The sequence below is a fragment of the Nocardia sp. NPDC051756 genome (assembly GCF_040681495.1).
Classification (GTDB): Bacteria; Actinomycetota; Actinomycetes; order Mycobacteriales; family Mycobacteriaceae; genus Nocardia.
On sequence record NZ_JBFAYV010000003.1, the window covers coordinates 90,058 to 114,926 of the forward strand.

A 24,869-nucleotide genomic window follows, 5' to 3' on the forward strand; every position below is an offset into this window, starting at 1 on the left:
CTCACATTCGGAAGACGCCGAAGCCATCGGCGCCCTTGATCGGGGCATTGTGAATGGCCGACAAGGACATTCCCAACACGGTGCGGGTATCGCGCGGATCGATGACGCCGTCGTCGAACAGGCGACCGGACATGAACATGGCCAGCGACTCGGCCTCGATCTGCGCCTCGATCATGGCGCGCATCCCGGCGTCGGCCTCCTCGTTGAACGGCATGCCCTTGGCCTCGGCCGCCGCGCGACCGACGATCGAGATGACGCCGGCCAGCTGCGCGCCGCCCATGACGGCGGATTTCGCACTGGGCCAGGCGTAGACGAAGCGCGGGTCGAAGGCGCGGCCGCACATGCCGTAATGGCCGGCGCCGTAAGAAGCGCCCATCAGCACCGAGATGTGCGGCACCTTCGAGTTGGACACCGCGTTGATCATCATCGCGCCGTGCTTGATGATGCCGCGCTGCTCGTACTCCTTGCCGACCATGTAGCCGGTGGTGTTGTGCAGGAACAGCAATGGCGTGTTCGACTTGTTCGCCAGCTGGATGAACTGGGTGGCCTTCTGCGACTCCTCGGAGAACAGCACGCCGCGCGCGTTGGCCAGGATGCCGATCGGATACCCGTGCAGCTCAGCCCATCCGGTGACCAGGCTGCCGCCGTAGAGCGGCTTGAACTCGTCGAAGTCGGAGCCGTCGACGATGCGCGCGATCACCTCGCGCGGGTCGAACGGGATCTTCAGGTCGTTCGGGACGATGCCGAGCAGGTCCTCGGGGTCGTAGAGCGGCTCGATCACCTCGGCGCGCGGCGCGGGGCCCTGCTTGCGCCAGTTGAGCCTGCGCACGATAGAGCGGCCGATGCGGATCGCGTCCTGCTCGTCGAGCGCGTAGTAGTCGGCCAGGCCGGAGACCCGGGCGTGCATGTCCGCGCCGCCGAGCGATTCGTCGTCGGACTCCTCGCCGGTGGCCATCTTGACCAGCGGCGGGCCGCCGAGGAACACCTTGGAGCGTTCCTTGATCATCACCACGTGATCGGACATGCCGGGGATGTACGCGCCGCCCGCGGTCGAGTTGCCGAAGACCAGCGCGATGGTCGGGATGCCCGCGGCCGAGGCCTGGGTGAGGTCGCGGAACATCCGGCCGCCGGGGACGAAGACTTCCTTCTGCGTCGGCAGATCCGCGCCGCCGGACTCCACCAGGGAGATCACCGGCAGCCGGTTCTCCCGGACGATGTCGTTGATGCGCAACGTCTTTCGCAGCGTCCACGGGTTCGAGGTGCCGCCGCGCACGGTCGGATCCGGCGCGACGATCATGCATTCGACGCCCTCGACCACGCCGATGCCGGCGATAGTGCTTGCGCCGACGTGGAATTCGCTGCCCCAGCCGGCCAGCGGGCACAGCTCCAGGAACGGCGAGTCCTCGTCGATCAGCAGCTCGACCCGCTCCCGCGCGGTCAGCTTGCCGCGCTTGCGATGCCGGGCCAGCTTGTCCGGTCCGCCGCCGTCGATCGCCTTGGCGAACTCGCCCTCGACCTCGGTGAGCTTGGCCGTCATGGCTTCGGCCGCCGCGGCGTACTCCGGCGAGGCGGTGTCCAGCGTGCTGCGCAGTGTCGTCATGACTGGTACCCCAATCGTTTGGCGGCCAGGCCGGTGAGGATCTCGGTGGTGCCCCCGCCGATGCCGAGGATGCGCATGTCGCGGTATTGGCGCTCGATCTCGGACTCGCGCATGTAGCCGAGTCCGCCGAACAGCTGCACGGCCTGGTTGGCCACCCATTCGCCCGCCTCGACGGCGGTGTTCTTGGCGAAGCACACCTCGGCGATCAGGTCGGTCTCGCCGTTCGCGCTGCGCTGCGCCACATCCCGGGTGTAGACGCGGGCGACGTCGATGCGCCGGGCCATCTCGGTGACCGTGTTCTGCACGGCCTGCCTGCTGATCAGCGGGCGGCCGAAGGTTTCCCGGCTGCGCACCCAGTCGAGGGTGAGGTCGAGACAGCGCTGGGCGCTCGAATACGCCTGCACGGCAAGGCCGACGCGCTCGCTGACGAACGCGCCCGCGATCTGGAAGAAGCCGGAGTTCTCCGGGCCGACCAGGTTCTCCGCGGGTACCCGCACGTCGACATAGGACAGTTCGGCGGTGTCGGAGGCGCGCCAGCCCATCTTGTCCAGCTTGCGGCTGACCGTGAAGCCGGGCGTGCCCTTCTCCACCAGGAGCAGCGAGATCCCGCCGGAGCCCGGGCCGCCCGTGCGCACCGCGGTGACCACGTAGTCGGCCCGGCAGGCGGAGGTGATGTAGGTCTTGGCGCCGTTGACGATGTAGTGGTCGCCGTCGCGGCGCGCGGCGGTGGTGAGGTGGCCGACGTCGGAGCCGCCGCCGGGCTCGGTGATGGCGAGCGAGCCGATCTTCTCCCCGGCCAGCGTCGGTCGCACCCAACGCTCGATCTGGTCGGGGTTGCCCGAGGCGATCATGTGCGGCACCGCGATGCCGCAGGTGAACAGCGACGCGAACAGGCCGCCGGAGGCGCCCGCCTGGTGCAGTTCCTCGCAGACGATCATCGCGTCGATGCCGTCGCCGCCGGAACCGCCTACGGCTTCGGGGAATTGGATGCCGAGCAGGCCGAGCGCGCCGGCCTTCTTGTGTAGCTCGCGCGGGATCTCCCCGTCACGCTCCCACTCGTCCATATAGGGCAGGACATCCCGCTCTGCGAAACCCCTTACGGTGGCACGCAATTCGCGCCGCTCGGGGGAATTCCAAGGACTCACGGTCATGGCAACAGCTCCAATGGGATGTCGAGATGACGGGACCGCAGCCATTCGCCGAGCCCCTTGGCCTGCGGGTCGAAGCGCGCCTGATAGGCGACGCCCTGACCGAGTAGGCCTTCGATGATGAAGTTCACCGCCCGCAGGTTGGGCAGCACGTGCCTGGTGACCGTCAGCGAGGCGGTCTCGGGCAGTAGCTCTTTGACCCGATCGACGGTGAGTGTGTGGGCCAGCCAACGCCATTGCGCGTCGGTGCGCACCCAAACACCGATATTGGCGTTGCCGCCCTTGTCGCCGCTGCGGGCCAGGGCGATGGCGCCGAGGGGGGCGCGGCGGGTTTCGGTGGCAGCCAACGGTTCCGGCAACTCGGGTTCGGCGACCTCGGCCAGCGGCAGCGTGTCCGTGGCCGGCGCGATGTCGACCCGGGAGCCATCCGGCAGCACCGCGATGTGCGGCACCTCGGTGGCGTCGACGAACCCCGGCGAGTACACGCCATAGGGAGAACCGTTGCCGGGCATCGTGGTAAAGCTGCACCCCGGGTAGCTGGCCAGCGCCAGTTCGACGGCCACGCTGGAGAACGCGCGGCCGACCTTGTTCGGGTCCGGGTCGCGCACCACGCAGCGCAGCAGCGCGCTGGCCTGCTCCTCGGTGTCGGCGTCCGGCCGGTCCAATCGCGCCAGCGTCCAGTCCAGTTCGGCCGGTTTCACCGCCAGCCAGGATTCCAGCTGCCGTTGCGCCAGAGCGGCTTTCGCCTCGATGTCGAGGCCGGTGAGGATGAACTCCATCTCGTTGCGGAAGCCGCCGAGGGTGTTCAGCGAGACCTTGAGCTGGGCCGGCGGGGCCTCGCCGACGACGCCGCTGATCAGCACCCGGTCCGGGCCGTCCGCGCTGAGCGCGATGGAGTCCAGCCGCGAGGTGACATCGGGTCCGGCGTACCTGGTCCCCTGGATCTCGTACATGAGCTGCGCTTCGACCGTGTCGACCGTGACCGCGCCGCCGGTGCCGTCATGCTTGGTGATGACACTGCTGCCGTCCCTGCGGATTTCGGCGATCGGGAAGCCCGGCCTGCCCAGATCGGGCAGCTCGGTGAAGAACGCGTAGTTGCCGCCGGTGGCCTGGGTGCTGCATTCGATCACGTGCCCGGCGACCACCGCACCGGCCAGCGCGTCGTAATCGGTGCGGCCCCAACCGAAGTGGGCCGCCGCGGGGCCGACGATCACCGAGGCGTCGGTGACCCGGCCGGTGACCACGATGTCCGCGCCCGCGTTCAGGCATTCGACGATGCCCCAGGCGCCGAGGTAGGCGTTCGCGGTGAGCGGTGCGCCGAGGCCGAGTTCGCCTGCGCGCGCGACCAAGTCGTCGCCTTCGACGTGCGCGATCTTCGCGTCCAGGCCGAGGTCCGCGGCCACCTTGCGCAGGCGTTCGGCCAGCCCGGCCGGGTTGAGACCGCCCGCGTTCGTGACGATCTGCACGTTGCGTTCCAGGGCGAGGCCGAGGCAGTCCTCGATCTGTTTCACGAAGGTCTTGGCGTAGCCGAGGCTCGGATCCTTCATCCGGTCGCGGCCGAGGATCAACATGGTGAGCTCGGCGAGATAGTCGCCGGTGAGCACGTCGAGCTGCCCGCCCTCGAGCATCTCGCGCATGGCGCTCAATCGATCACCGTAGAAACCGGAACAGTTGCCGATCCGGAGCACGTCCGGGTTGGCGGCCAGCACACTCATCAGCGGGAATGCCTCCTGTAACGGCGAACCGTCAGGGCGCAGCCGCGTGCCGCACCCGTGAAGTCCGCGTTCCGGAGACCAGCATCACACCCTCGCCAGAAAAAAGCAAGCATGCGTGCTTGTTAATTGCCTGTGGGTCAGATAGCAGCAGGCAGATGTCGATCGAGCGCCTCCGACTCGACCACCACGCGCGAGTTTTGCGAGCGCCGTTCGCGGCCCGTCTCCCGGGGGCCGCGAACACGCAGCGCCGCAGGCGCTGCAAAATAAGCACAGTGTCCACCGACGTCACTGTGATCATCCTGCTCGCGCTGGCCGGCTTCTTGCTCGGCGGCGTCTATTCGACCTGGAAAACCGCGCGCAAGTTCGCGATCGTGCTGGCGGTGCTGGCCGCGCTCGCCATCGCGGGGGCGGTGTTCTGGTGGGTCGGCGCCTGACTCAGAGCTCGGAGAGCTTGAAGATGCGCAGGTCCTCGGGGACCCCGCTCAGCGGCGCGGCGAAGAAGCTGCGCCGGTAGGGCTTGACCGCGTGACCCAGCTCGGCGAGGGTCTCGGGCTCGAGCGACTGCAACGTCGCCTCGGAGAGCATGGTGTTGCCGTTGCCGCCCGCCTCCATCACCCTGGCCGCGATCGTGACGTCGACGCCGAGCCAGTCGCCGCCGATCTCGCGCGGCGAGCCGGTGTGCAGCCCGATCCGCATCTGCGGGCGGTAGTCGCGCACCTTGACCTCGGCCAGGTTGCGCTTGGCGTTGATCGCGGCGCGCACGGCCCGCTCGGCCGACGGGAACACGGCCATCACGCCGTCGCCCATCCGCTTGACCACCTGGCCGCCCCGCTCGGCGATCGGCGGCTCGATGGCCTTGGCCACCCGGCGCAGCAGCTCCAGCGTCGCCTCGTCGCCCGCGGAGAGCGACCAGCTGGAGAAGGCCACCAGGTCGGTGAACATCACAGTTACTTCCGCGTTACCTTTACCGCGACCGACTCGTTCCAGCATCGCCTGCCAGACCTGGAGCGCGCCGAAGCCGATCTCCCTGGCCGCGCTCGGGGTGTCGCCGACCAGCTTGTCCGCGGCGCGGGCGACCGCGCGCGCACCGCCGGGGCCGGTGACCGAGAGCGGGTCGCCGAAGGAGGGATCACCGGGCAGCTGCTCGCGCGCCTTGCGGAGCACGCCGATGAAGTCCGTCCGATTGTTCGCCGCGTTCATCAACGCGGACAGCTGGCCCTTGCGCAGGCCTGCCCCGGGACGACGGATAGGTCCGTCCCCGTCCGCGGGTACCAGCGGGATCACGACCTCGGGTGGGAGGCCGTTTCGGTCTTCCGGCTCCGACCCGGGCGCAGCACCGCCGGAAGGTGTTTCGCTCACGCCCAGAGGGTATCTCAGCCGACCTGTCGTCGGCGGATCACTGATCATCGCCACCTGCTACCTCCCGACGGACGGAGCGGGCACAACATTGGGGCCGCCGATGGATAACGAGCTGGTTGCTGAGTCGAACTGTACTCGCGGATCCAGCACTGATGAAGCGACCTGTTTCACAGTTTCCGTGATGTTCACATGCCCCATTGACCAGTAATAATGCGGCCCCGCGCGGGCGCGGCACGCCCTCGTGAAAAAAGCCCATCGGCCCGGTGCGAAGGGGATCGCACCGGGCCGATGGTGACACCGTCCGCCGGGCAGTGGCGGGGCGGTGACGGGGCGCGCGGACCTCCCGACAAGGTCGGCGCCCCGAACCCGAGTGGCGAGGGAAGGCAACTCGGGTCGATTTTGGGTCGCTACGCGTCGCGCTGGTTGATCATGATCAGCGCGGCGCCGTAGACGATCGCGGTGAAGCCGAGGAAGTAGAGCAGGCTGCCCCACGGACCCCAGTGCCAGTTGGCGCCGGACTCCGAGACGGCGAGGAAGTGGCTCGCGTTCTGGAAGGGCAGGAACGGTCCCACATTGCGGCCGAAACTGCCGAACGCGCCGAGCAGCGGCTCGATCAGCAAGGACCACAACACGATCAGCGAGATCGCGGCGGCGGACTGGCGGACCAGGACACCGACACCGATCGCGACGGCGATCATCAGGAAGGCGTAGATCGGGATGCCGTAGACCGCGCGCCACTGCCCGTCCAGGGTCAGGTTCGCCGCGGGGGCGGACCCGCCGATCGCCTTGGCCACCCCGATCGCGAGGAAGGCCAGGATCGTGGTGAGCACGGCGCTGAAGACACCGACCAGCAGCGTCTTGGTGATCAGCACCTTGCTGCGATTGGGCACCGCCTGGAACGTGGTGCGGATGACGCCGAAGCGGTATTCGCTGGTCACGGTCAACGCGGCCATGATCATCAGGACCATCACGCCGAAGCCGACGACGCCCGCGGTCGCGGTGCTCACGTCCAGCGTCGGGGTCCCCTCCGCGGGGTTGTCCCCCGCGGACTTGGTGACCAGGGCGAACAGCGCGGCCAGCCCGAGGGCGAGCGCGACCACGATGGCCGAGCACCACCAGGGCGACCTGGTCGAGGTGAGCTTGATTCGTTCTGCTGCCAGCACGCCCATCAGAGCGCACCTCCCATCGCCTGATCGAAGCCTTCGCCGTGGTACTGCACGGCGCCGCCGGTCATCCGCATGAACGCCTCTTCCAGCGAAGCACGTTGCGGCGCAAGCTCGAACAGGGTGATCTCGTTCGCGCCGGCCAGCTTGCCGACCGCGTCGCTGGGCACGCCGGCCACCACGAGCGCGGGGCCGTCGGTGCCGGTGCCGTCCTCGCGGACGGTCATCCCGTTCGAGGTGAGCACGCTGCGCAACTGGTCGAGCTGCGGGCTGCGCACGCGCACCGACTGTTCGGAGGCGCGCTCGATGAATTCCTGGGTGGTGGTGTCGGAGATGAGCTGGCCGCGACCGATCACCACGAGGTGCTCGGCGGTCTGCGCCATCTCGGAGAGCAGGTGGCTGGAGACCAGCACGGTGCGGCCCTCGGTGGCCAGTCGCTGCATGAACCGGCGGATCCACAGGATGCCCTCCGGGTCGAGGCCGTTGACCGGCTCGTCGAACAGCAGCACCTGCGGGTCGCCGAGCAGCGCGCCGGCCAGGCCGAGCCGCTGGGACATGCCGAGGGAGAACCCGCCCGCGGTCTTGCCCGCCACCTCGGACAGGCCGACCAGCCGCAGCACCTCCTCCACCCGGGACTTGGCGATGTCGTTGGAGGCGGCCATCCACTCGAGGTGGGCGCGCGCCGAACGGTTCGGATGCACCCACTTGGCGTCGAGCAACGCACCGACGGTGCGCAGCGGATGGTCCAATTCGCGGTATGGCTTGCCCTGGATGAGTGCGGTGCCTGCGGTTGGCTTGTCCAGCCCCAGGATCATGCGCATCGTCGTCGACTTACCGGCTCCGTTCGGGCCCAGGAACCCCGTCACCTGTCCGGGTCGAACGGTGAAGGAAAGATCCTGAACGGCGACGGTCTGCCCGTAGTGCTTGGTCAGCCCTCTCAGCTCGATCATGGTGACCAGCATTCCCGAAAATGCCGCGACGCGCGTCACTACAAAGTGTCGTGTTCGATCATCCTCAGGGATGACAGCTACCCCTACTACCCGGTAGCGCCACCCTGATAGACGTCCTGAGCGGGGATTTTCGGTAGCCGACCAGCTCAGAGCGCAGGCGAGGAAGCCTGTGCCCAGAATCGTTTCGGAATGCGCCCCGCCTGGCGCGCCAGATAGCCTGCCCGCACCGCGGACGCCATGGCCTGCGCCATCAACTCCGGTTGACGAGCCCTGGTCACCGCGGTGGCCAGCAGGACCGCCGAGCAGCCGAGTTCCATGGCCAGGGCGGCGTCGCTCGCGGTGCCGATGCCCGCGTCCAGGATCACCGGGACCTTGGCCTCGGCGACGATCATCTCGATGTTGTGCGGGTTGCCGATGCCGAGTCCGGTGCCGATCGGCGAGCCGAGCGGCATCACCGCGACGCAGCCCGCGTCCTCGAGCCGGCGCGCGAGGATCGGGTCGTCGGTGGTGTAGGGCAGCACGACGAAGCCGTCGTCGACGAGTTGCTCGGCGGCGGTGATCAATTCGATCGGGTCGGGCAGCAGGGTGCGCTCGTCGGCGACCACCTCGAGCTTGACCCAGTTGGTGTCGAGCGCCTCGCGAGCCAATTGCGCGGTGAGCACCGCCTCGGCCGCGGTGCGACAGCCGGCGGTATTGGGCAGCGGCGCGATGTTCAAGCGCTTCAACAGATCCAGCACGCCGGTGCCGCCCGCGGCATCCACCCGGCGCATGGCGACGGTGGTGAGTTCGGTGCCCGAGGCGACCAGCGCCTCCTCCAGCACGGCCAGGTTGTCCGCGCCGCCGGTGCCCATGATCAGGCGAGATCCGAACTCGCGGTCCGCGATCCGCAGCGGCGCGTAAGACTCAGCCACCCTGGACCGCCGTCAGCACCTCGATCTGCCAGCCGCGACCGACCGGCTCGTCCCAGCGGGACTTGGGGAACACCGCGCCGTCCACCGCGAGCGCGATGCCCTGCGTCGGCAGCTCCAGGCGGCCGAGCAGCTCTCGGACGGTGAGGGTTTCGGCGAATTCGTGATCTGTGCCGTTCACGCTGACGCCGATGGGGACGGATGTCGAAGTCATCGAACTCCTCCTGCGGATGACGAAGGCGACGGCGGGTGCGCCGTCGTAAAGCGTTGCGGGTCGGCGGGTTCCGCCTCGGGCAACGGTGTTCCGGCGAGCTGGGCGAGCACCGCGTCGACGGTGAGCGGCAGGGTCAGCATGCCGTTGCGGCCGTTGCCGGTGGCCGCGACGACCCGGTCGCTGAGCCTGCCGAGCAACGGCAGGTTGTCCGGGGTGCCGGGGCGCGAGCCCGCGCTCGCCTCGGCCAGCTCGTATTCGCCGATGCCGGGGAAGATGGCCTCGGCGTCGGCGATCAGGTCCCGCACGCCCGCGACGGTCACCGCGGTGTCGAAACCGGCCTCGTATTGGGTTGCGCCGACCACGATTCCGTCGGCGCGCGGGACCAGGTACATGGCCCGGCCGTGCACCCTGGCCCGGACGACGCGCTGTGGCGCGGGGGTGACGCCGGGGCGTTGGCGCAGGCGCAGGATCTCGCCCTTGATCGGCCGGACCGGCAGGTCGGGCCAGAGCCGAGCGGAGGCCGCGCCAGCGGACAGGACGATCTGATCGTGGGTGAGGGTGTCCAGCGCGTCGACCGATTCGGCGCGGATCTGCACGCCGGCGGCCGTCGCGGCCCTGCGGAGCGCGGCGACCAGGCGTCGATTGTCGATCGCGGGTTCGGCGGGCGCGTGCAGCCCGGCGCGGACCGTGCGCGCGAGGTTCGGTTCCAGCGCGCGGACGCCCGCGCGATCGAGCACCTGGAGTTCGTGGCCGCGGCCGCCGACCCACTCGGCGACCGTGCGCAGGTCCGCGGCGTCGGCGGCGTCCAGGGCGACGGTCAGGGTGGCGTCGGCCACGAACACCGATTGGCCGGTGGCGGTCTCGACCCGGGCGGCGAATTCCGGCCAGCGGGCCAGCGCGGCCGCGCCGAACGCGAGCACCCGGTCTTCACCCGGCCAGCCTTCGGACAGCGGAGCGAGCATGCCACCGGCCACCCACGAGGCGCCGGAGCCGACGGCGGGGTCGAACAGCGTGACCGACCAGCCCGCCTCGGCGGCCCGCCAGGCCACCCCGAGCCCGATGACGCCGCCACCCACGACGGCCAGCGTCCGCATCCTTTTCCACCTGCCTCTGTCTCCGATGCGCGGCGTTCGCGTGGCGCCGCCGTTCGCTTCCCCACGGTAGCGCGGCTACGGTCGAAGACGTGCAACCCTCCCACCCTGCCCGACCCGCATCGCCCCGGGAGCGCCTGGCCTCCGCTCGCCTCTATCTCTGTACCGACGCCAGACGGGACAAGGGCGATCTGGCCAAGTTCGCCGAAGCGGCCTTCGCGGGTGGGGTCGACATCATCCAGCTCAGGGACAAGGGATCGCCCGGCGAGGCGAAGTTCGGCCCGCTCGAGGCGCGCGCGGAGCTCGGCGCGCTGGCCGAGTTGAAGGCCGCCGCCCGCAGGCACGGCGCGCTGGTCGCGGTGAACGACCGCGCGGATATCGCGCTGGCCGCGGGCGCAGACGTGCTGCACCTCGGACAAGGTGACCTGCCGCCCTGGTACGCGCGGCGCATCCTCGGCCAGGACGTGGTGATCGGGCGATCCACGCACAATCGCGCGCAGGCCGGACTGGCCGCGATCGACGAACACATCGATTACTTCTGCACCGGGCCGGTCTACGCGACCCCGACCAAGCCGGGACGGCAGGCGGCCGGCATCGAGCTGGTGCGTTCCACCTCCGACGCGCACCCGACCCGCCCGTGGTTCGCGATCGGCGGGATCGACCCGGACAACCTGCCCGACGTGCTCGCGGCCGGCGCCAACCGCATCGTCGTGGTGCGCGCGATCACCGAGGCGCGCGACCCGGAAGCCGCAGCGCGGCAACTCAAGACGGCGCTGCTCGCCAACGGGTAGCCGATGGCCGGGCATCCGATGGGGCGGATACCGAGGTCAGGACAGGACTTGGCCGCGGGTGAGCGAGACGACAGCCGTGCTGCTGCCCGGTGCCGGTTCGGGCGGGGCGATCGCCGCCGGATCGACGATTCGCGCGTAGCCGCCGGGTCCGTCGGGGTCGGTGTGCAGCCAGAAGAATCCTTGGTCGGCCAGGTCGATGGTGCGGGGCAGTGCGGCGGCGACGTCCCGATCTTCCGCGAGTTCGTCGAGGCAGATCCGGGCGGGCGCGGCGCGCAAGACCGGCCAGGCGACGGCGAAGCCCGGATGCAGCAGCCTGGCGTCGACCTCGGCCTCCGGAATCCACGCGACCTCGGAGCTCTCCCGATTCCGGACGGTCGGCAACGTCAGCACGGCGTCGGCGATCACGGTGGTGTAGGTCCAGCCGCTCGGCGCGGACGCGGTCACCCGCTCGCTGCGCACCCGGACGTCGGCGGGATCGATCCCCGCCTCCTCCCACGCCTCGCGCACCGCGGCATGCACCGGGGTCTCGTGGCTGTCGCGGGCGCCGCCGGGCAGCGCCCAGGTGCCGCCCTGATGACTCCACGGCGCGCGATGCTGCATCAGCACGGCCGAGCCGCCGTCGGCGAGCGGGGCGCGCAGCAGCAGTCCGGCGGCGCCGAACCGGCCCCAACGCCGCAACCCACCGGGGTCGCGCGACCACCCGTCACCGTCACCACGCATCTGCTACCCATCCTCGATCTGCCGCCGCCGGGCCGCGTCCCGCTGCCAAGCAGGGGTATTTCACACGCCACGGCACCGCTACGACCACAATAAACTCCGCAACGACACACACGGGGTGACCGTTTATCCGGTCGGTCCGTCGAGAAATCCGCGAATGCGGCCCAGACTGGGGAGGTGGACATGGCTCGGATCGAGCAGGCGACGGCGGTACTTCGGCCCTCGCCCACCGCCGAGCTCGCCGCGCGGGACAGCCCAGGCGCGCTGCGAGTCGCCTTCGTGCGCGAGCAGTTCGACCCGGCCCGGCTGCGCCTGTTCGCCGGTTCCTCGCCCGGCCGGCTGATCGCGATCGGGCTGCTGCTCATCACGGTCTGCGTGGCCGCGGGCTGGGTGACCGGCGCGACCGTCGGCGACCGGCAGCAGACACTGAATGTGCTGCTCGACGACACCGAGCCGGACGCGTACTCCGCGCACCGCCTCTACACCTCGCTGTCCATCGCGGACGCCGCGGCGAGCACCGCGTTCATCGCCGGCGGCCTGGAGCCCAAGACGGTGCGCGATCGCTACAGCCAGGCGATCGGCGAGGCCGCCGCGGAACTGGTCGCGGAGACCGGCCGGGCCTCGGGCACCGCGCCCAGCCGGATCGACAACACCGATACCCAGTTGCGCACCGGGATCGCCACCAGCCTGCCGGTGTACACCGGGGTGGTGGAGACGGCCCGGGCGAACAATCGCAGCGGATATCCGGTCGGCGCCGCCTATTTGAGCGAAGCGTCCAACCAGATGCAGACCGCCGTGCTGCCGATGGCCGAGGAACTACAGAACCGGCGGCAGGCGGCGGTGACCGAGGCGCAGCGCAATCACGTCCGGCCGCCGTGGACCGCCATCGTGCTGGTGATCCTCGCGCTGGGCGCGCTGGTGTGGGCCCAGTTCGATCTGGCCAAGCGGTGGCGCCGGGTGCTCAATCCCGGACTGCTGCTCGCGTCGGCGGCGGTGCTGATCCTGTTGACCTGGACCGTGATCGCGGGCGCGGTGTCGGCCACCTCGATGATCCACGGCCGCGACGACGGTGCGGTGCCCGCCTCCCGGCTCACCGAGAGCCGGATCCTGGCCCAGCAGGCCCGTTCGGCGGAAACGCTGAAGCTGGTCAGCCGGGACGCCACCGGCGACTACGACCGGACCTACGACGCGAACATCGCCCGCCTCGCCGACCTGCTCGGCGGCTACCCGAGTTCCGCGCCCGCCGCCGACGACGTGCGCAATGCCATTCCGGCACTGAGCCGTTGGCGGGTCGCGCACCAGCGGATGAACGACACGCTGGCGCGCGGTGACTTCAACGGCGCGGCGGCGGTGGCCACCGGACCGGGCGCGGCCGACGTCGCGGCGCAGGTGGACGCACTGGACAAGGCACTGGAGCAGGGCATCGACAAGACACGGAACACATTGCGCGACAACATTTCCCAGGCGGCTCAGGTACTCGCCTTCATGGGCCCGGGCGCGCTGGTGCTCGGCATCGTCGCGGCCGCCTGTGTCGGACTGGGACTGTGGCCGCGGCTGCGGGAGTACCGATGAGGGCCGGGCACGGCCTGCTCGCCGTCGCGCTCGCCGCCGTCGCCCTGGTCGGCGGCTGTAGCAGCGGCGCGCCGACGTCGCTGCCGAGCAGCACGGCCAAGTACACCGAACCGCCGCTGCCTGCGAAAGTCATTCCGGTGCTGACGGATTCGCCGACGCCGACGGCCGCGCCGCCGCAGTGCGGCGATCCGACGGCGAGCCTGCGCCCGAGCAGCGCCGGCGGGCCGACCATCGACGCGATCCGGGCCCGCGGCCGCCTGGTGGTCGGGCTGGACGCGGGCAGCAACCTGTTCAGCTTCCGCGATCCGACCTCCGGGGCCATCGTCGGCTTCGACCCGGACATCGCCAGGGAGGTCGCCCGCGACCTGCTCGGCAGTCCGGACCTGATCGAATATCGCACCCTCGGCTCGGCCGACCGGGAACGCGCGCTACAGAACCGCGAAGTGGACATCGTCGTGAAGACCATGACGATCAATTGCGAACGGCGCCAGAAGGTTACGTTCTCCACCGTCTACCTGCGCTCGAACCAGCGGGTGCTGGCGATGAAGAACTCCGGGATCAACGGCATCGCCGATCTCGCGGGCAAGCGGGTGTGCATCGTGCGCGGCACCACCTCGCTGGATCACATGCGCCACGATCAGCCCGCCGCCACCATTCTCACCGTGCCGACCTGGGCCGACTGCCTGGTCGTCTTGCAGCAGCGCCAGGTCGACGCGGCCAGCACCGACGACTCCATCCTGGCCGGGCTGGCCGCGCAGGACCCGTACACCCAGGTGGTCGGCGACAGCATCAGCGTCGAGCCGTACGGCATCGGCATTCCCAAGGGCGACGACGATCTGGTGCGCTTCGTGAACGGCACCCTGGATCGCATCCGCAACGACGGCACCTGGGATCGCATCTATCGCCAGTGGTTGTCCGTGCTCGGCCCGTCCCCCGGTCCGCCCGCCCCGACTTATGTGGACTGACGGCCGATGAACGCAGCCGACGACGCCACCCCCGACGCGGACGAAGCCACCGCCGCCCCGCCGGCGGCCGACGAGTCGGCGGAGCCGGTCCATACCGAACTGTCCCGAGGTCGTCGGCCCACGCCGAGCGAGGCAGGCGACGGTGCCGTGGAACCGATGCGCACCGAGCTGACGCCAGGTCGTCAGCCTGCGCCGAGCAAGGCAGGCGACGAGTCCGAAGAGCCGGTGCACACGGAGCTGGCGCGCGGCACCCGGCCGACGCCGAGCCAGGCGGCCTCGGCCGAAACCATCATCGGCGCTTGGCGAACCGACTCCGAACCGGACTCGGCGGCGACCATGCGGACCTCCGGCCGCAGCGTGCGCACGGCCCGGTCCCGGCCCACGGTGCGCAAGCTCGGCGGCGGGCTGGTGCCGATCCCGACGGTCGAGCCGGCCGATCCGCGGGCCGCCGTGCTGGTCGATCCCGTTGTCTCCGAAGGCAAACGGTTCTGCTGGCGGTGCGGCAACCCGGTCGGCCGGGCCACCGCCATCCGGCCCGCGGTGACCACCGGCACCTGCGATACCTGCGGCGCCCCTTACGATTTCCGGCCGTCGCTGCACGAGGGCGACGTCGTGTCCGGCCAGTACGAGGTGCAGGGCTGCATCGCGCACGGCGGGCTCGGCTGGATCTATCTGGCGATCGATCGCAATGTCAGCGATCGCTGGGTGGTGCTCAAGGGCCTGCTGCACACCGGTGACGCGGAGGCACAAGCGGTCGCCGTCGCCGAGCGCCAGTTCCTCGCCGAGGTGGCGCACGCCAGCATCGTCAAGATCCACAACTTCGTCGAGCACACCGATCAGGACGGTGCGCCGATCGGCTACATCGTCATGGAGTACGTGGGCGGGCGCTCGCTGCGCGAGATCCTCAACTCCTATCAGCGCCCGTACCGGATGCCGGTCGCCGAGGCGATCGCCTACCTGCTGGAGATCCTGCCCGCGCTGGAGTACCTGCACTCGATCGGGCTGACCTACAACGATCTCAAGCCGGACAACATCATGGTCACCGAGGACCAGGTGAAGCTGATCGACCTCGGCGCGGTCGCGACCATCGAGTCGTATGGAAACCTGTACGGCACCAGGGGCTTTCAGGCACCCGAGATCGCGAAGACCGGACCGACCGTCGCGTCGGACATCTACACCGTCGGGCGCACGCTGGCCGTGCTCACGCTCGAGATGCCGATGGAGCAGGGCCGCTATCTCGACGGCATCCCGGACCCCGCGGACCATCCCGTGCTGGCGCGTTACGAGTTCTTCCATCGGCTGCTGCTGTGCGCGACCGATCCGGATCCGGACCGCCGATTCCCCTCCGCCCGAGCCATGTCTGCGCAGCTGTCCGGGGTGCTGCGGGAGATCCTCGCGCTGGAGACCGCCACCGAGCATCCTCAGCTGTCGACGGTGTTCAGCCCGCCGCGGGCCAGTTTCGGCACCGAGGAACTGATCCGGCAGACCGACGCGTACGCCGACGGACGGGCCCGCAGCAAGCAGCTCGAGGCGCGGGATGTGGTTGCGGCACTGCCTATTCCGCTGCTCGACTCGGCCGATCCGTCAGCGCCGCTGCTGGCGACGACGGTGCACGCCGAGCCTGCGGAGTCGCTGGAGGCGTTGCGGGCCGCCATGGCGCGGGCCGAGGCCGACCCCGCCAACGCGCCGGAGACCTTGGATCTGGAGCTGCGGCTGGCCGAGGCGCGGGTCCGCCTCGATCTCGGCGAGTCGTCCTCGGTGCTGCATCTGCTCACTCGATTACCCGAGAACGATTGGCGGGTCAGCTGGTATCGGGGCCTGGCCCTGCTGCTCGATGTGGAGTACGAGCAGGCCTTCGCCAGCTTCGACGACGTACTGCGGGTGCTGCCTGGCGAGATCGGCCCGAAGCTCGCGCTGGCCGCGACCGCGGAACTCGTCCTGCAACAGTGGGATTCGGCCGATCCGGAGCAGTGGCGGGCCTACGCGGAGAAGTTCTACGACACCGTCTGGCGGACCGATCGCGCGGTGGTGAGCGCCGCCTTCGGGCTGGCGCGGCAGCTGGCGGCGGTCGATCGGGTGGTGGACGCGGTGCACGCGCTCGACGAAGTACCGGCCGCATCAAGGCATTTCACCACCGCTCGGATGACCGCGGTGCTGTTGCTGCTCACCGCCGCCCCGGTGGCCGAACTCGACGAGTCCACGCTGCATATCTCCGCGTCCCGGGTGTCGAGTCTGCCGACAGGCGAGGGTCGGACAGTGCAGATGCGGGTCCTCGTGCTCGGTGCGGCGCTGGCCTGGTTGCAGGCGGGCAACACGCCGAAACGTTCCGACGCAACGCTGTTCGGCGCACCCTTCACCGAACGCTGCCTACGGGAGGGGACCGAGGCGGGTCTGCGCGCGTTGGCCCGCAGCGCCCCCGGCCGCAATCACCGCTATGCCCTGGTAGACCTGGCCAATTCGATCCGCGCCAAGACCTGGGTGTAGCCCGCTCACGAAATCCTCATGATGGGTTCGGCAGAATCTCCCTCGGATCAGGTTCGCGCAGGCCCACCGAGACCCCGCACCGGACCACCGCATGCCACCGGGACAGCGATGCCCTCGCCGCTCCCGAGGTAGGTCACCGGACTGCCCTCCGGAGACCGCGCGGCGAGCGGGGCCCGCCGATGTGCCTGCCCCAGCGGCAGATCCGGCCCGGTCGGCAATTCCCTCCCGACCGGGCTTCGCCGCGTTCCGGGTCAGACGGTTTCGGCGACGCGGTGCGCGGCGCGGGCGATGGCCAGTTCTTCGTTCGTGGGGACCACCAGCACCGCCACCTCTGCGTCCGGCGGCGAAATGCGGCGAGCAGTACGGGATTTCGCGGTGTTGGCGGCGGGATCCACCTCGATGCCGAACCGGGACAGCTCGGCGAGGGCATCGGCGCGGACCTGGGGGCTGTTCTCGCCGACGCCCGCGGTGAAGGTGATGGCGTCGACGCCGCCCAGGTCGATCAGGTAGGCGCCGAGGTAGCGGCGCAGGCGGTGGATGTAGACGTCATAGGCGAGTTTCGCTGCGGCGTCGCCGTTTTCGATGAGGCCCTGGAGTTCGCGGAAGTCGTTGACGCCGGACAGGCCCTTGAGGCCGGAGTCGCGGTTCAGCAGCTGGTCGACCTGGTCGATGTCGAGGTGGGCCGAGCGCACAAGATGCGCGATGATGCCGGGGTCGATGTCGCCCGACCTGGTGCCCATCACCAGGCCCTCCAACGGGGTCAGGCCCATGGTGGTGTCGGTCGGGTGGCCGCCGCGGATTGCCGAGGCCGACGCGCCGTTACCCAGGTGGAAGACAATCTGATTCAAGTCCGCGGGATCGCGGCTGAGGAACTCGGCGACCTGGCCGGACACGTACTCGTGCGAGGTGCCGTGGAAACCGTACTTCCGAATTCCATGCGCGGCAGCGACTTTCGCGTCGATGGCGTAGGTCTTGGCGGCATCGGGCAGGCCGTGGAAGAACGCGGTGTCGAACACCGCGACCTGCGGCACGTCCGGCAGCAGCTCGCGCGCGCTTTCGATCCCCGCGACGTTCGCCGGATTATGCAGTGGGGCAAGCGAAGACAGTTCGGTGATGGCCGCGACGACTTCGTCATCGATCAACGTCGGCTGATAGAACACCTCACCGCCGTGCACCACCCGATGCCCGACTGCGCGAACCCCGGCCGCCGCCAGGTCGTGTCCGGTCTCGGCGAACATGTCGAAGATCAGTCGCAACCCGGCGGTGTGATCGGCGACGGCACTGCGCCGCTCGGTGGTCGCGCCATCGGCCTGATGCTCGATTCCGGCGTTGTGCTCACCGATCCGGTCGACCATGCCGGACGCGGTCACCGCGCCCGACTCCGGGTCCAGGAGTTGGTACTTGATCGACGACGAGCCGGAATTGATCACCAGCACCAGGTCGTCGGCAGCCTCAGTCATCACGCCTCCCGTGTTCGGCGGTGTTCCCGCACTCCCTCAGCAACCACGCGCGCGGACCGCCTGTTCCGCGGCCCGAACCGGCTGTGTCGCGATAGACACCGTCACTCACCCTGCGCCTGGATCGCGGTGATCGCCACGGTGTTGACGATGTCGGCGACCAGCGCGCCGCGCGACAGGTCGTTGACCGGCTTGCGCAGACCCTGCAACACCGGGCCGATGGCGATCGCGCCAGCGCTGCGCTGCACCGCCTTATAGGTGTTGTTGCCGGTATTCAGATCGGGAAACACGAATACCGTTGCCTTACCGGCCACTTCGGAATCGGGCAGCTTGGTGGTCGCGACGGTCGGCTCGATCGCCGCGTCGTACTGGATCGGCCCTTCCACCGGCAGCTGCGGCGCGCGCTCGCGGACCAGCTTGGTCGCCACCCGCACCTTGTCCACGTCCGCGCCGCTGCCGGACTCGCCGGTCGAGTAGGACAGCATGGCGATCCGCGGCTCGATGCCGAACCGGGCCGCGGTGGCCGCCGAGGAGATGGCGATGTCGGCCAGCTGCTCCGACGTCGGATCGGGCACCACCGCGCAGTCGCCATAGGCCAGCACCCGATCGGCCAGGCACATCAGGAACACACTGGACACGGTGGAGACACCGGGTACCGTCTTGATGATCTCGAACGACGGCCGGATGGTGTGCGCCGTGGTGTGCGCGGCCCCGGAGACCATGCCGTCGGCGATCCCCCGGTAGACCATCATGGTGCCGAAATACGAGATGTCGGCCATGGTTTCGCGGGCCCGCTCGACGGTCATCCCCTTGTGCTTGCGCATCTCGGTGTATTCCTTGGCGAAATCGTCCAAGTGCCCGGAGGTTTGGGGATCGAGCACCTGCGCGGCGGAGATGTCGACGCCGAGTTCGGCGGCGCGGGCCCGGATCGACTGCTCGTCGCCGAGGATGACCAGGTCGGCGATCTTGCGTTGCAGCACCCTTCCGGCCGCGCGCAGGATGCGGTCGTCGTCGCCCTCGGGCAACACGATGCGCTTGCGGTCGCCCCTGGCGCGTTCGATGAGCTGGTACTCGAACATCTGCGGCGTGACCACGGTGGTGAGCGGAACCTCGATGCGGCGCAACAACTCCGCCGCGTCGACGTGCTCCTCCATCAGCGCGAGCGCGGTGTCCACCTTGCGCGGGCTGCCTGCCGACATGCGGCCGCGGGTGCGGTAGGCGGCGCTCGCGGTGTCGTAGGTGCCGAGTTCGGTGGTGAGGATCGGCAGCTTCGGCTTCAGGCCGCTCATCAGCCGCGCCACCGCGGGATGGGGCAGCATGCCGCCGTTCATGATGATGCCGGACAGCGACGGAAAGCCTTCTGCCTCATGCGCGTTCACCACGCTGAGCAGCACGTCGGAGCGGTCGCCCGGGGCGATCACCACGACGCCGTCGACCAGTCGCTCCAGAATGTGTTCCGCGGTCATGCCGCCGACCATGACCTTGAGCGCCTCGCGTTGCAGCAATTCCGGGTCGCCACTGTACATTTCGCCGTCGATGGCGCTACAGAGTTCGGCCATGGTCGGCGAGATCAGCAGCGGGACCTCGGGCAGTGTCCAGGTCGGCACCGGCAAGGTCCGCAATGTGTCGGCGACGTCGTCGATGTGGTCCGGGTCGCAGCGGTTGGCGATGATCGCGACCAACTGCGCGTGCTCCAGGATCAGCTCGCTCTGGCACAGCTCGGCCAGGTGCTTCACCTCGGCGGGCGTGCGGCCCGAGCCGCGCACCACCAGCAGCACGGGCGCGCCGAGATTCACCGCGATCCGCGCGTTGAAGCGCAGCTCGCTGGGGCTGGCGACATCGGTGTAATCGCTGCCGACCACCACCACCGCGTCGCACACCTTCGCGACCTCGTGGAAGCGCATCACGATCTCGCTGATCGCGGCGTCCGGGTCGGCGTGCACCTGCTCGTAGGTGACGCCGGTGGCCTGCGCGTAGTCGATGTCGGCGGTGCTGTGTTCGAGCAGCAGCTCGAGAATGTAGTCGGGTTCGGTGGTCGACCGGGTGATCGGGCGGAACACGCCGACCCGCGCGGTAGTCGCGCACAACATCTGCAACACCCCGAGGGCCACCGTCGACTTCCCGGTGTCGCCTTCGGGCGAGGCGATGTAGACGGTGGACGGAGTGTGATCGGCCATGTCCGAAAGCTTAATCAACTACCCAGTCCGGAAAGCGGAGGGTTTGCTGCTCACGTTCTAACTGGCTGTCAGAGGGGTGGCTGCTTTAGGCGCGGTTGATTGGGCGGCCCGATAGCTGTGATGTCCGAGTGCGGCAATGTTGATGGCCGCGTTATGGTCGGCGTGGCCGGTCCACCCGCAATCGCGGCACCGGAACAACGCTTGGCTGGGTCTGTTCGCCGGGTCGAAGTATCCGCAGCGGTGACAGGTTCTGCTGGTGTTGCACGGGTTTATCACCTGTACAGGCAGCCCCGCGGCTTGCGCCTTGTAAGTGATCTGGTCACGCAGCTGTGCGAACGCCCAGGAATGTAGTTGCTGCCGCTGGTCCTTGGCGAGCCGTACCCGGTCCCGGATTCCCGACAGGTCTTCTATCGCGACTCCTTGACCGGTGCGTTGCGCCTGTGCAACAACAGTTTTCGAGAGTTGATGGTTGATGTCGGTGGCGTACCGAGTTTCCTTTCTGCGCCGGGCCTTCAGTTTCCGTTTCGCGGACTTCGTCCCTACCCGCTGTAGGGCGCTCCGCAAGGCTTGGTGCCTCTTCCTCCGTGCGGTGACCGCACCACCGGACCACCGAGCGTCGAGGTCGGCGGGGTCATCGGCAGTGGTCACCGCCAGGTTCACGATCCCCAGATCCACCCCCAACCAGCCGGTGGGGTCATCGGCGGGGATCAGCGGGGGCGGTGTGTCGGTGTCGACGGTGGCGTGTAGGTAGAACTGGCCGTTGCGGAGGATCAAATCCGACTCGCCTTTGCGGTCGGCCAGCTGTTTCAGCTGCCATGGCGCGCATACGAATCCGATGCCGCGCAGGCGTCCGGCCGTCGTCCAGATCGACACCGTCGATTGATCGATCTGCCACGACAGGCACCGGTCGTCAAACGGTTGGCCCGCGTCCTGACGGAACCTGATCGCCTTGCCGGTGACTGCGACATATCGTTTCGATCCGGGCGGACCGTAATTCCCGTTGGTCAAGTTCGCTTGCCGGGTCGCATACGCGTCGGCGACCTTCTTGATCACCCGGATCGCCGGTTGTGCGGACAACCCGGATGCTTTGAGGTGGCCGTATACCTGCTTTTGTAGCGCGAACGGGCGACGATCGGTCGCGGAGTGCGCGAACCGCGCGACCATGTTTGCCCCCGCATTGCACAAGTCGAGTGTCGCTTTCAGTGCCGCATACTGCCCCGGGCTCGGCGCGAGCTTCACAACAACGATCCGCTTCACAATCCCACCCTCCACCGACCCCATACCGACCCGCTGCGAACAGATCATGGCAGAGGGGTGAGACAAGTTCGGCGCGACGTTGAACAAGCGATATTGCTGCCGTCCGGCGAGACTGTGATCACCCGGTTCGCGGATCACCTAGTTCACGCGGCCCAGATCAGTTACGCGATCGGGTTAGAGTTCGGGCATGGCTGAGCAGTTTCCGAACCGGCAGTGGGGTTCGCGCACCAACGCAGTGTCCCGACTAGCAAACAAGTTCGCGGCGACCAAGCCCGGTTCCTGGTTCATCCGCAAGATCACCCCGCTGGATCGCGCCCTGCTCGAGCGCACCGACGCCAAGTACACGGTGCTCGGCCCGATCGGCGCCCCGGTGATCCTGCTGACCACCATCGGCCGCAAGTCCGGCCAGCCGCGCACCCAGCCGCTGCTCTACGTGCACGACGGCGACGTCCTGTATGTGATCGGCAGCAACTTCGGGCAGGAACGTCACCCCGCCTGGACCGCCAACCTGCTCGCCACCCCGGCCGCGACGGTCGCCATCGCGGGCCAACGGCTCCCGGTGCAGGCGACCCCGGTCGAGGCCGACGCCAAGGACGCGATCTTCGCCCGCTTCGTCGAGATCACCGGCGCGTACGCCGCCTATAAGGACCGCACCACCCGCGAACTGCGCATCTTCGCCCTGCACCGGGCGTAATTCAGGATTCGTCGGCGCGTTCGATCGCCGACAGGTGCGCGATGTTGGCCTGGTCGTCGGCCTCGGTGCTCGGCTCGCCGGCGAACCAGGCATCCAGGATTTCCTGGAGTTCCGCGCGCGAGGTCGAACGCAGGCTGAGCGCAAGGACATTCGCGTCGTTCCATTGCCGCGCGCCCGCCGCCGTCGCAGCATCGCCGCAGAGCGCCGCGCGGATGCCGGCCACCTTGTTGGCGGCGATCGACGCGCCGGTTCCGGTCCAGCAGCAGACGATTCCCTGTTCGGCGCGGCCCTGCGCGACATCGCGGGCCGCCGCCGCGCTCGCCCAGGCCCAGTCGTCGCGTTCACCGTCCGCGAGCGCGCCGTGCCGCAGCGTCTCGTGTCCGCGCCGGGCCAGCTCCTCGATCAGTTCCTGTGCCACGCCGACGCGTTCGTCCGCAGCCACCGAGATCCGCATACCCCCAGCTTAATCGCGCACATCCAGACTATTGACAGCATGCTGTCAACTATGACAGGATACTGTCATGACCAAGAAAACAGTTCACGTTGCCGTCTACGACACCTTCGCCGACTGGGAGATCGGCGCCACCACGGCGCACATCAACCGGACGACCTGGCAGCGCGAGCCCGGCACGTGGCAGACGAAAACGGTAGGGCTGACCACGGATCCGATCACCACGCTCGGTGGGATGCGGATCGTGCCGGATATGGCACTGGCCGATCTCACGCCGGCCGACAGCGCGATGCTGATCTTGGCCGGAGCCGATACCTGGGAGGGTGACGAGCTGATGCCGTTCGCGGCCAAGGCGCGCGAGTTCCTCGCGGCGGGCGTGCCGGTCGCGGCGATCTGCGGCGCGACGCTCGGGCTGGCCAAGGAAGGCCTGCTCGATACCCGCGAGCACACGAGCAATGTGCGGGAGTTCTTGCTCTACAGCGGATATGCGGGCGCGGAGAACTATGTGGAGGAGGCCGCGGTGACCGACGGCGATCTGATCACGGCGGGCGGCACCTCGCCGTTCGAATTCGCGCGCGAAGCACTCGGCCGGCTCGGCGTGTACGAGCCGCACGTGCTCGACGGGTGGTACCGGCTCTACGGTCACTCGGATCCGGCGGGCTGGATGGTGCTCGCCGAGTACGAAGAACAACGGTCCGTGGCGCACGCCGGATGAGGAAGAATCAGGCGGCGATCCGGTCGAACGGCCGGATCGCCGGGAGGTGCACGTGACGAGGAACGAACAGGAGCTGTTCGCGACGGCCGCCATCACATCATTCCGCCTGAACGGCCAGTTCCTCGCGATCGCCGAGGAACTGGCGGCCCCGGCCGGGCTCACCGCGGCCTGGTGGCAGGTGCTCGGCGCGGTGCTCACCGAACCGCTGCCGGTGGCGGGCATCGCGCGGGACATGGGCATCACCCGGCAGAGCGTGCAACGCGTCGCGGACCTGCTGGTGGACAAGGGCCTTGCCGAATATCGGCCGAACCCGGCGCATCGGCGCGCGAAGCTGGTCGCGGTCACCGACGCGGGCCTCGCGGCCGTGCGGCGGATCAATCCGCAGCACGCGATCGTGGCCAAGCGCCTGGCCGACGAACTCGGCTACGAACAGCTCGCCGCGACGGTGGAGCTGCTCACCATGCTGTCGACCGCGTTGGACGCGATCGCCGCGGAGAAGTAGGGCGCGATCAGCCGGCGAACGGCTCCTTGGTGCGCCCGACCAGATCGGCGACGGAGTCCAGCACCATCGTCGGACGGTACGGATACGCCTCGACCGAGGCGCGGGTGGAGATGCCGGTGGTGACCAGGATGGTGCGCATGCCTGCCTCCAGCCCGGAGATCACATCGGTATCCATCCGGTCGCCGATCATCACCGTCGACTGCGAATGCGCGCCGATCCGGCGCAGCGCCGAGCGCATCATCAGCGGATTCGGCTTGCCGATGTAGTACGGGTCGCGGCCGGTCGCGCGGGTGATCAGCGCTGCCACCGAGCCGGTCGCGGGCAGCGAGCCGTCGCGCGAGGGGCCGGTCGGGTCGGGATTGGTCGCGATGAAGCTCGCACCCTTCTCGATCAGGCGGATCGCGGTGGTGATCGCCTCGAACGAGTAGTTGCGCGTCTCGCCGAGCACCACGTAGTCGGGGTTGCTGTCGGTGAGCACATAGCCGATCTCGTGCAACGCCGTGGTCAGGCCGGATTCGCCGACCACATAGGCGGTTCCGTTCGGGCGCTGCTCGTCCAGGAAGGTGGCGGTGGCCAGGGCCGAGGTCCAGATCGCCTCCTCCGGAATGTCGAGTCCGGTGTGGCGCAGCCGGGCTTGCAGGTCGCGCGGGGTGCGGATCGAGTTGTTGGTCAGCACCAGGAATGGGGTCTCGTTGGCGCGCAGCTCGGCGAGGAACTCGTCGGCGCCGGGCACCAGTTGGTCCTCGTGCACCAGGACACCGTCCATGTCGGTCAGATAGGACAGGATCGGTTCATCAGTCACCAGACAATTGTCCCACTAGGGACACTGCCGGACGGAGTCCGTCCTCAGACCGCGCATGGCCGGAGCGAATGCGGAGGTACGCCTATCCGACATCGTTCCGGGGGAAGTCCGGCTCGGTGCGACCCTTCGCACACCTG

General features: G+C 69.0%; 23 protein-coding genes. 8 read left to right on the forward strand and 15 right to left on the reverse strand.

Annotation, left to right across the window (positions count from 1 at the left end):
• Position 1 precedes the first annotated feature (1 nt).
• From AB0M22_RS12045 to AB0M22_RS12055, 3 genes are read right to left on the reverse strand one after another with little or no spacing between them, the layout of a single operon-like run.
• A complete protein-coding gene (locus AB0M22_RS12045) occupies positions 2-1,600 on the reverse strand; it encodes a carboxyl transferase domain-containing protein (protein ID WP_364724380.1) in 1,599 nt (532 codons plus the stop codon).
• On the reverse strand, positions 1,597-2,751 hold the full coding sequence (locus AB0M22_RS12050; protein WP_364724383.1) for an acyl-CoA dehydrogenase family protein: 1,155 nt from the start codon (positions 2,749-2,751) through the stop codon (positions 1,597-1,599). The genes AB0M22_RS12045 and AB0M22_RS12050 overlap by 4 nt, the downstream gene beginning before the upstream one ends.
• Entirely contained in the window at positions 2,748-4,463 is a 1,716-nt protein-coding gene (locus AB0M22_RS12055) for an acyclic terpene utilization AtuA family protein (protein ID WP_364724385.1), read from the reverse strand. The genes AB0M22_RS12050 and AB0M22_RS12055 overlap by 4 nt, the downstream gene beginning before the upstream one ends.
• 272 nt (positions 4,464-4,735) lie before the next feature.
• On the opposite strand from AB0M22_RS12055, the gene AB0M22_RS12060 reads away from it, so the two are divergent.
• Positions 4,736-4,897, forward strand: coding sequence for a hypothetical protein (locus AB0M22_RS12060; protein ID WP_223884772.1), 162 nt, complete (start codon positions 4,736-4,738; stop codon positions 4,895-4,897).
• A gap of 1 nt (position 4,898) precedes the next feature.
• On the opposite strand, the gene AB0M22_RS12065 is transcribed toward AB0M22_RS12060, so the two are convergent.
• From AB0M22_RS12065 to thiO, 6 genes are all read right to left on the reverse strand, one after another.
• A complete protein-coding gene (locus AB0M22_RS12065; RefSeq protein WP_364726848.1) occupies positions 4,899-5,663 on the reverse strand; it encodes an adenylate/guanylate cyclase domain-containing protein in 765 nt (254 codons plus the stop codon).
• Positions 5,664-6,229: 566 nt separating this feature from the next.
• Complete coding sequence (locus tag AB0M22_RS12070; protein ID WP_150400042.1) at positions 6,230-6,991, reverse strand: ABC transporter permease; 762 nt, start codon at positions 6,989-6,991, stop codon at positions 6,230-6,232.
• Positions 6,991-7,935 carry an ATP-binding cassette domain-containing protein gene (locus AB0M22_RS12075; protein ID WP_364724388.1) on the reverse strand — a complete coding sequence of 315 codons (945 nt, stop codon included), beginning with the start codon at positions 7,933-7,935 and terminating at the stop codon, positions 6,991-6,993. The genes AB0M22_RS12070 and AB0M22_RS12075 overlap by 1 nt, the downstream gene beginning before the upstream one ends.
• Positions 7,936-8,081: 146 nt before the next feature.
• Complete coding sequence (locus AB0M22_RS12080; RefSeq protein WP_364724391.1) at positions 8,082-8,846, reverse strand: thiazole synthase; 765 nt, start codon at positions 8,844-8,846, stop codon at positions 8,082-8,084.
• Positions 8,839-9,057 carry a sulfur carrier protein ThiS gene (thiS, locus tag AB0M22_RS12085; RefSeq protein ID WP_150400045.1) on the reverse strand — a complete coding sequence of 73 codons (219 nt, stop codon included), beginning with the start codon at positions 9,055-9,057 and terminating at the stop codon, positions 8,839-8,841. The genes AB0M22_RS12080 and thiS overlap by 8 nt, the downstream gene beginning before the upstream one ends.
• Positions 9,054-10,151 carry a glycine oxidase ThiO gene (gene thiO, locus AB0M22_RS12090; protein WP_364724394.1) on the reverse strand — a complete coding sequence of 366 codons (1,098 nt, stop codon included), beginning with the start codon at positions 10,149-10,151 and terminating at the stop codon, positions 9,054-9,056. Before thiO ends, thiS begins: the two co-directional genes overlap by 4 nt.
• A gap of 89 nt (positions 10,152-10,240) precedes the next feature.
• On the opposite strand from thiO, the gene thiE reads away from it, so the two are divergent.
• Positions 10,241-10,939, forward strand: a complete 699-nt coding sequence (gene thiE / locus AB0M22_RS12095; RefSeq protein WP_364724397.1) for a thiamine phosphate synthase — start codon at positions 10,241-10,243, stop codon at positions 10,937-10,939.
• Positions 10,940-10,975: 36 nt separating this feature from the next.
• Here thiE and AB0M22_RS12100 read toward each other — a convergent pair whose 3' ends face one another.
• Positions 10,976-11,659, reverse strand: a complete 684-nt coding sequence (locus AB0M22_RS12100) for an NUDIX hydrolase (RefSeq protein WP_364724400.1) — start codon at positions 11,657-11,659, stop codon at positions 10,976-10,978.
• A 180-nt stretch (positions 11,660-11,839) separates the two neighbouring features.
• Here AB0M22_RS12100 and AB0M22_RS12105 point away from each other — a divergent pair, with 180 nt between their 5' ends.
• Genes AB0M22_RS12105 through AB0M22_RS12115 form a run of 3 tightly spaced genes read left to right on the forward strand, consistent with a single transcriptional unit; the run spans position 11,840 to position 16,677 of the window.
• Positions 11,840-13,228, forward strand: coding sequence for a hypothetical protein (locus AB0M22_RS12105; protein ID WP_364724403.1), 1,389 nt, complete (start codon positions 11,840-11,842; stop codon positions 13,226-13,228).
• Positions 13,225-14,193 carry a glutamate ABC transporter substrate-binding protein gene (locus AB0M22_RS12110; protein ID WP_364724406.1) on the forward strand — a complete coding sequence of 323 codons (969 nt, stop codon included), beginning with the start codon at positions 13,225-13,227 and terminating at the stop codon, positions 14,191-14,193. The genes AB0M22_RS12105 and AB0M22_RS12110 overlap by 4 nt, the downstream gene beginning before the upstream one ends.
• A gap of 6 nt (positions 14,194-14,199) precedes the next feature.
• Positions 14,200-16,677, forward strand: a complete 2,478-nt coding sequence (locus tag AB0M22_RS12115; RefSeq protein WP_364724408.1) for a serine/threonine-protein kinase PknG — start codon at positions 14,200-14,202, stop codon at positions 16,675-16,677.
• 251 nt (positions 16,678-16,928) lie between these two features.
• Here the strand turns inward: AB0M22_RS12115 and AB0M22_RS12120 are convergent, their stop codons facing one another.
• The 3 genes from AB0M22_RS12120 to AB0M22_RS12130 form a co-directional block, all read right to left on the reverse strand.
• On the reverse strand, positions 16,929-18,137 hold the full coding sequence (locus tag AB0M22_RS12120; protein WP_364724411.1) for an acetate kinase: 1,209 nt from the start codon (positions 18,135-18,137) through the stop codon (positions 16,929-16,931).
• Between the two features lie 101 nt (positions 18,138-18,238).
• Positions 18,239-20,311, reverse strand: coding sequence for a phosphate acetyltransferase (pta, locus tag AB0M22_RS12125; RefSeq protein WP_364724414.1), 2,073 nt, complete (start codon positions 20,309-20,311; stop codon positions 18,239-18,241).
• Between the two features lie 57 nt (positions 20,312-20,368).
• Positions 20,369-21,568 (reverse strand): transposase, encoded by a 1,200-nt coding sequence (locus AB0M22_RS12130; protein ID WP_364726851.1) that lies wholly within the window; start codon positions 21,566-21,568, stop codon positions 20,369-20,371.
• 187 nt (positions 21,569-21,755) lie between these two features.
• Between AB0M22_RS12130 and AB0M22_RS12135 the strand changes: the two genes are divergently transcribed.
• Complete coding sequence (locus tag AB0M22_RS12135; RefSeq protein WP_364724416.1) at positions 21,756-22,262, forward strand: nitroreductase family deazaflavin-dependent oxidoreductase; 507 nt, start codon at positions 21,756-21,758, stop codon at positions 22,260-22,262.
• Position 22,263: 1 nt separating this feature from the next.
• Here the strand turns inward: AB0M22_RS12135 and AB0M22_RS12140 are convergent, their stop codons facing one another.
• Positions 22,264-22,716: an RpiB/LacA/LacB family sugar-phosphate isomerase gene (locus tag AB0M22_RS12140; protein WP_364724418.1), complete on the reverse strand. Its 453-nt coding sequence runs from the start codon at positions 22,714-22,716 to the stop codon at positions 22,264-22,266.
• 67 nt (positions 22,717-22,783) lie between these two features.
• On the opposite strand from AB0M22_RS12140, the gene AB0M22_RS12145 reads away from it, so the two are divergent.
• Positions 22,784-23,428: a type 1 glutamine amidotransferase family protein gene (locus AB0M22_RS12145; RefSeq protein WP_364724420.1), complete on the forward strand. Its 645-nt coding sequence runs from the start codon at positions 22,784-22,786 to the stop codon at positions 23,426-23,428.
• Positions 23,429-23,480: 52 nt separating this feature from the next.
• Positions 23,481-23,930: a helix-turn-helix domain-containing protein gene (locus tag AB0M22_RS12150; RefSeq protein WP_364724423.1), complete on the forward strand. Its 450-nt coding sequence runs from the start codon at positions 23,481-23,483 to the stop codon at positions 23,928-23,930.
• A 7-nt stretch (positions 23,931-23,937) separates the two neighbouring features.
• On the opposite strand, the gene AB0M22_RS12155 is transcribed toward AB0M22_RS12150, so the two are convergent.
• Positions 23,938-24,696, reverse strand: a complete 759-nt coding sequence (locus tag AB0M22_RS12155) for an HAD-IIA family hydrolase (protein WP_364726855.1) — start codon at positions 24,694-24,696, stop codon at positions 23,938-23,940.
• Positions 24,697-24,869 lie beyond the last annotated feature (173 nt).